The organism is Hymenobacter agri (genome assembly GCF_054778495.1).
Window position 1 is genome coordinate 1 of record NZ_BAAGZM010001242.1, and the last position, 610, is coordinate 610.

Below are 610 nucleotides of genomic sequence, written 5' to 3' on the forward strand. Positions count from 1 at the left end.
CCCTGGCCGGTATCGGCCACCACCAGCTGCCACTGCCCGGTACCTGGAGTGGCCGACACCCGTACGGCGCCGCCGCGGGGTGTGAACTTAATGGCATTGGCCAGCAGGTTGCGCAGTACCAGGCGCACGGCAGCCGGGTCGGCCCACACGTGCTCGTGGCCGTGCAAGCCGTGCTGCAAGGCCACTCCGCCCGCCTCGGCGGTGGGGCCCAACAGGCCAAAAGTAGCTTCTACCGCATCCGCCAAGCGCACTGCTTCGGGCTGCGGCGGGGCGGTGGCGTGCATTTGCAGGGCGGCCCAGTGCAGCAGGTTTTCAAGCAGGGCCAGCGTATGGTCGAGGGTGTGGCTGAGGCGCTGGGTGTACTGGCTCAGCTTGTCGGGGGGCAGCGGCGGGCCGCTCAGCAGCGCCACAAAGGCGTGCAGCGAATGCAGCGGCGCGCGCAAATCGTGCCCGATGATGGAAAACAGCTGGTCCTTGGTCGCGTTTAAAGTGGTGAGCTCGGTGCGCTGGGCTTCAATCTGCAGGTTTTTGCGGCCGAGCAGGCGGTTGAGCCGCCACAGGGCCAGCCCCGCCAGCGCCGCAGCGGCCAGCCCCAGTCCGAGCCCCCACA

The 610-nt window shown here is 68.7% G+C and carries 1 protein-coding gene; it reads right to left on the reverse strand.

What is annotated here, in order from left to right; genetic code table 11:
• Positions 1-610, reverse strand: a 610-nt coding sequence (locus tag ACYVDE_RS25560; RefSeq protein ID WP_460504315.1) for a sensor histidine kinase, incomplete at both ends; no start/stop codon positions are given.